This window comes from Peptoniphilus grossensis, assembly GCF_001940285.1.
GTDB classification, from domain to species: domain Bacteria; phylum Bacillota; class Clostridia; order Tissierellales; family Peptoniphilaceae; genus Peptoniphilus_A; species Peptoniphilus_A faecalis.
In genome coordinates this window covers 1-6,014 of sequence record NZ_MJIH01000004.1, presented here as the reverse complement: position 1 = coordinate 6,014, position 6,014 = coordinate 1, and the positions used below count along the sequence as shown (strand labels likewise).

The window sequence follows — 6,014 nt, the reverse complement described above, 5'->3', positions numbered from 1 at the left end:
AATGCAGGTATTAAGATGAAATTGTAAGAGAAATAAAATTTATGAACTTCCAAGACTTGACGACTACAATCATCAATCCTGTGTTTATATTCCAAGGAGCAAAGGCAAAAATCTTAATATTATTCTAAATAAATGTCATCTATTATAAATGAAGAAGATTTATATTTAGATGAAGCTAATTTAAAAATATAAAAAATGAAATTATAAAAAGTCCAATTCAATTTCTATGGATTATGAAAATGAAGAAAATATCTTAGCATTGTCACTTTTATTAATTTTGTAAAGAGTAATGATGGTCTAATTGATTTACGACAAATTTATAATAAAATCTATAAAAGATTGGATATGGTCTAATTGATTTACGACAAATTTATAATAAATCTATAAAAGATTGGATAAAATAGCGGATTTTTTAAATAAATGTAGAAATAAAGTCAATATGAGTTATAATTGTAACAGTCTTAGGTTTGCGTGCCCTTATAAGTGCGTGATGTTTTCTGAAACATGGCAATTCTAAGAAAGATTAAAGAAAATCTTCAAGGAGGATATTAAATGAACAAATCAGAATTAGTAGCAAATATTGCTGAAAAAGCAGGTCTTACTAAAAAGACGCTGAACAGCTTTAAACGGATTTATCTCTTCAGTTCAAGAAGCTCTTGCTAAGGGAGAAAAGGTTCAATTAGTTGGATTTGGAACTTTTGAAGTTAGACAAAGAAAAGCTAGAGAAGGAAGAAACCCTAGAAATCCAGAAGAAGTTATTAAGATTCTGCATCTAAGCACCAGTTTTTAGATCAGGTAAAGCTCTTAAAGAAGCTGTTAATAAGTAAGATCTAGTGCTTCTTTAAACTAGGTGATAAAGTAGCATGAGAACTACTTATTTTTAGTACAAATAGTGTAAGAAGGTGTTAATGCCTATCTTGCACTATTTTTTTAGGCTCTATGTCAATATTGGGGAGACTCGTTAATTCGGTCTCTCTTTCCATTAAAAATCAATACTTAGGCGCTATTAGAATATCAAACTAAATAACTAAAAAATTACTAAAAATAGGTATAGCAAACAAAACCCTAGGGTTTTGCAAATTTTCCCGTTTTCATATCATTACTTACAAGCAACATGATTCTCTTTCTAAACAAATTGAAATTTTTCATACCAAACAATTTCTTTTTAAAGTCTTTATCTTAGTATGAGTACCTTCAAGTGGACCATTAGACCAAGGATAATCAAAAGAATTACATATCTCATCAAACCAGTTATTAAAAGCAGTGATACAAGATTTAAATTCTTTTAAATCAGATTCTTCAGCTCTTCTTATCCATTCCCTTAAAGATTTAGATGCTCTAACTCTATTGGGTTGACTTAGAACATATTGGTAAACAGTTCCTTTAACCTATATGCTAACTTCAAATCGTTGTTTAAATCAAGCATTAAAGAAACTTCTTTAGCTTGTTCAGTTGTTAAATTAGAAGCAGGTTTTGTAAGTAGACTCCTACTTCTCTTAAATACTTTCTAAGCTTAGAAGAAATATCTTTTTGATCCTCTTTCTAACATTCTCTAAGCCCATGAAACTTGTCTTATGAAGTGATACCTATCACAATATGGATAGAAGTTTTAAAGAACCTATTCTTAACAGACTTAAGGTATTGGACATATCACTTACAAAAACTTAACTTCTTGTCTCTCCTTGTTAGGAACTTTTTTAAGTATTTAAACAAAAGTTCTTATCCCTAGTAGGCAAATATCAATGACAGAGTGCTTATCACCATTAAGAAGAGAAGTTTGATACTTAATATTTCCACTATCACCTTTAAACTCATCTATACACAATACACTTGAAAGTTTTGCTCTTGAAACATATAAACAATGTAAAATTCTCAAACAGTATTAGAAGAACATTATACCTACTAGCAATAGAAGAGCTAGAATGAAGTTCATTAAATTCAGCAACAATAGCAAAAACAAGCCTATAAGTCATAGTGTGACCCTTAGCAATAAAATCAAGTTCTCTTTCAAAACGACAACCACAAGACTTACAATCATACCTAGTCTTCTTTAAATGAATAAGACATTTCTTACCATGAATATGAGTATCCTTAATCTTTTGAATCCTATGATCATGAACCCAAATCTTTGTAGAACCACAGTGAGGACAAGTATCCATCTTTGTAACAGAAGCATAAATGTGAACAAATTCCTTATCCTCACAAAAACTATCAAAAATTACATCTTTAAAACCCAACAAATTCATGTTATTATTATTTTGCACTTATATGCACCTCCTAACAAAGTTTGTTGTTATTTTAAGTTTAGGACTAAATGCGTATAAGTGCCAATTTTTTTTACATAAAAATATCTGTTAGAGATTTACTCCCCAACAGATATTATAGAGCCTTTTTTTATTTATTATAATGAAGAATTAGAAAGAGGATAATTTTTTAGAGCTAAGTATATGCAATTAAAAGTTAATTTATTTTTCATTATATATTATTAACAGGTTTGAGAAAAATATTTGCTTTAAGATCTAAAATTAAGAATGGTCAAGGTAACTATATAATAAAAAGAAATAGGTGAATAAAGCATAGTTATATATGTATGTTTCAAAAGAAAGTGTTTATAATATAATTGATGGGTATCTTGTTAATAACTAATTACTAGTTTAATGATGAGATAGATTATAGAAAATGGGAGTCTATCCAGTGTGAGAGTTATATTTTAAAACTATGATTTCAAAAGGAACTAATTGAAGAACATTATAAGTATGAAATATATGATCCTCAAGGGGGGTATATAACTACAGTACACTGGAGTGGAAGAAGGTAATTTTAATGCCTAGATATTTTTAACAGACAAGTATACAATTTTATACTTTATACTACAAATCATGTGTCTTCTAGCTATGTATAGAAGTTTCAAAAAGGTTATAAAAAGTCCAGCGATAGTTATTTATGTTAATCTTAATAATATTTATTATCTTTACTTATCAATTACTATCGCTGACTTTTTATAACCTTTTTTGAAACTTCTATACATAGCTAGAAGACACATGATTGTAGTATAAGTATAAAATTGTATACTTGTCTGTTAAAAAATATCTAGGCATAAAATTTACCTTCTTCCACTCCAGTGTACTGTAGTTATATACCCCCTTGAGGATCATATATTTCATACTTATAATGTTCTTCAATTAGTTCCTTTTGAAATCATAGTTTAAAATATAACTCTCACACTGGATAGACTCCCATTTTCTATAATCTATCTCATCATTAAACTAGTAATTAGTTATTAACAAGATACCCATCAATTATATTTATAAACACTTTTCTTTTGAAACATACATATATAACTATGCTTTATTCACCTATTTCTTTTATTATATAGTTACCTTGACCATTCTTAATTTTAGATCTTAAAGCAAATATTTTTCTCAAACCTGTTAATAATATATAATGAAAAATAAATTAACTTTTAATTGCATATACTTAAGCTCTAAAAAATTATCCTCTTTCTAATTCTTCATTATAATAAATAAAAAAGGCTCTATAATATCTGTTGGGGAGTAAATCTCTAACAGATATTTTTATGTAAAAAAAATTGCACTTATACGCATTTAGTCCTAAACTTAAAATAACAACAAACTTTGTTAGGAGGTGCATATAAGTGCAAAATAATAATAACATGAATTTGTTGGGTTTTAAAGATGTAATTTTTGATAGTTTTTGTGAGGATAAGGAATTTGTTCACATTTATGCTTCTGTTACAAAGATGGATACTTGTCCTCACTGTGGTTCTACAAAGATTTGGGTTCATGATCATAGGATTCAAAAGATTAAGGATACTCATATTCATGGTAAGAAATGTCTTATTCATTTAAAGAAGACTAGGTATGATTGTAAGTCTTGTGGTTGTCGTTTTGAAAGAGAACTTGATTTTATTGCTAAGGGTCACACTATGACTTATAGGCTTGTTTTTGCTATTGTTGCTGAATTTAATGAACTTCATTCTAGCTCTTCTATTGCTAGTAGGTATAATGTTTCTTCTAATACTGTTTTGAGAATTTTACATTGTTTATATGTTTCAAGAGCAAAACTTTCAAGTGTATTGTGTATAGATGAGTTTAAAGGTGATAGTGGAAATATTAAGTATCAAACTTCTCTTCTTAATGGTGATAAGCACTCTGTCATTGATATTTTGCCTACTAGGGATAAGAACTTTTTGTTTAAATACTTTAAAAAAGTTCCTAACAAGGAGAGACAAGAAGTTAAGTTTTTTGTAAGTGATATGTCCAATACCTTTAAGTCTGTTAAGAATAGGTTCTTTAAAACTTCTATCCATATTGTTGATAGGTATCACTTCATAAGACAAGTTTCATGGGCTTTAGAGAATGTTAGAAGAGGATTCAAAAGATATTTCTTCTAAGCTTAGAAAGTATTTTAAGAGAAGTAGGAGTCTACTTACAAAACCTGCTTCTAATTTAACAACTGAACAAGCTAAAGAAGTTTCTTTAATGCTTGATTTAAACAACGATTTGAAGTTAGCATATAGGTTAAAGGAACTGTTTTACCAATATGTTCTAAGTCAACCCAATAGAGTTAGAGCATCTAAATCTTTAAGGGAATGGATAAGAAGAGCTGAAGAATCTGATTTAAAAGAATTTAAATCTTGTATCACTGCTTTTAATAACTGGTTTGATGAGATATGTATTCTTTTGATTATCCTTGGTCTAATGGTCCACTTGAAGGTACTCATACTAAGATAAAGACTTTAAAAAGAAATTGTTTTGGTATGAAAAATTTCAATTTGTTAGAAAGAGAATCATGTTTGCTTGTAAGTAATGATATGAAAACGGGAAAATTTTGCAAAACCCTAGGGGTTTTGTTTGCTATACCTATTTTAGTAATTTTTAGTTATTTTAGTTTTGATATTCTAATAGCGCCTAAGTATTGATTTTTTAATGGAAAGAGAGACTCGAATTAACGAGTCTCCCCAATATTTGACATAGAGCCTAAAAAATAGTGCAAGATAGGCATTAACACCTTCTTACACTATTTTGTACTAAAAATAAGTAGTTCTCATGCTACTTTATCACCTAGTTTAAAGAAGCACTAGATCTTACTTATTAACAGCTTCTTTAAGAGCTTTACCTGATCTAAAAACTGGTGCTTTAGATGCAGGAATCTTAATAACTTCTTCTGGATTTCTAGGGTTTCTTCCTTCTCTAGCTTTTCTTTGTCTAACTTCAAAAGTTCCAAATCCAACTAATTGAACCTTTTCTCCCTTAGCAAGAGCTTCTTGAACTGAAGAGATAAATCCGTTTAAAGCTTGTTCAGCGTCTTTTTTAGTAAGACCTGCTTTTTCAGCAATATTTGCTACTAATTCTGATTTGTTCATTTAATATCCTCCTTGAAGATTTTCTTTAATCTTTTCTTAGAATTGCCATGTTTCAGAAAACATCACGCACTTATAAAGGGCACGCAAACCTAAGACTGTTACAATTATAACTCATATTGACTTTATTTTCTACATTTATTTAAAAAATCCGCTATTTTATCCAATCTTTTATAGATTTTATTATAAATTTGTCGTAAATCAATTAGACCATCATTACTCTTTAACAAAATTAATAAAAGTGACAATGCTAAGATATTTTCTTCATTTTCATAATCCATAGAAATTGAATTGGACTTTTTTATAATTTCATTTTTTATATTTTTAAATTAGCTTCATCTAAATATAAATCTTCTTCATTTATAATAGATGACATTTTATTTAGAATAATATTAAGATTTTTGCCTTTGCTCCTTGGAATATAAACACAGGATTGATGATTGTAGTCGTCAAGTCTTGGAAGTTCATAAATTTTTATTTCTCTTACAATTTCATCTTTAATACCTGCATTTGTAATAACATAAGCTAAATCTTCTTCGTCATAAATTTCTTGAAGTTCTAAGGATAAATCCGATGCAATTCTCTTGTTGTAACTTGAGTTATTATAGTATCTCTTCTAGTATCAAAGTCG

3 protein-coding genes and 4 pseudogenes are annotated in these 6,014 nt (G+C 28.4%); 3 read left to right on the top strand and 4 right to left on the bottom strand.

Going from position 1 to position 6,014, the window contains the following annotated elements; genetic code table 11:
* The first annotated feature begins 552 nt into the window (after positions 1-552).
* A pseudogene (locus BIV18_RS09625) lies at positions 553-827 on the top strand (HU family DNA-binding protein).
* A 318-nt stretch (positions 828-1,145) separates the two neighbouring features.
* On the opposite strand, the pseudogene BIV18_RS11490 reads toward BIV18_RS09625, so the two are convergent.
* From BIV18_RS11490 to BIV18_RS09610, 3 genes and pseudogenes are all read right to left on the bottom strand, one after another.
* Positions 1,146-1,358: pseudogene (locus BIV18_RS11490) on the bottom strand (transposase); the annotation flags it as partial.
* Positions 1,358-1,492: pseudogene (locus tag BIV18_RS11485) on the bottom strand (transposase); the annotation flags it as partial. The pseudogenes BIV18_RS11490 and BIV18_RS11485, both read right to left, overlap by 1 nt.
* Positions 1,493-1,811: 319 nt before the next feature.
* Positions 1,812-2,246, bottom strand: a complete 435-nt coding sequence (locus BIV18_RS09610; protein WP_075660420.1) for a transposase family protein — start codon at positions 2,244-2,246, stop codon at positions 1,812-1,814.
* Positions 2,247-3,673: 1,427 nt separating this feature from the next.
* Here BIV18_RS09610 and BIV18_RS10410 point away from each other — a divergent pair.
* Together BIV18_RS10410 and BIV18_RS11480 are read left to right on the top strand one after the other, a co-directional pair.
* Positions 3,674-4,754 (top strand): annotated as a pseudogene (locus BIV18_RS10410) (ISL3 family transposase).
* Entirely contained in the window at positions 4,694-4,942 is a 249-nt protein-coding gene (locus BIV18_RS11480) for a transposase (protein WP_083635587.1), read from the top strand. Before BIV18_RS10410 ends, BIV18_RS11480 begins: the two are co-directional and overlap by 61 nt.
* Positions 4,943-5,107: 165 nt before the next feature.
* Here the strand turns inward: BIV18_RS11480 and BIV18_RS09600 are convergent, their stop codons facing one another.
* The gene (locus tag BIV18_RS09600; RefSeq protein ID WP_075660247.1) at positions 5,108-5,386 is read right to left on the bottom strand and encodes a non-specific DNA-binding protein Hbs; all 279 of its coding nucleotides are present in this window, start codon (positions 5,384-5,386) and stop codon (positions 5,108-5,110) included.
* Positions 5,387-6,014: the final 628 nt, after the last annotated feature.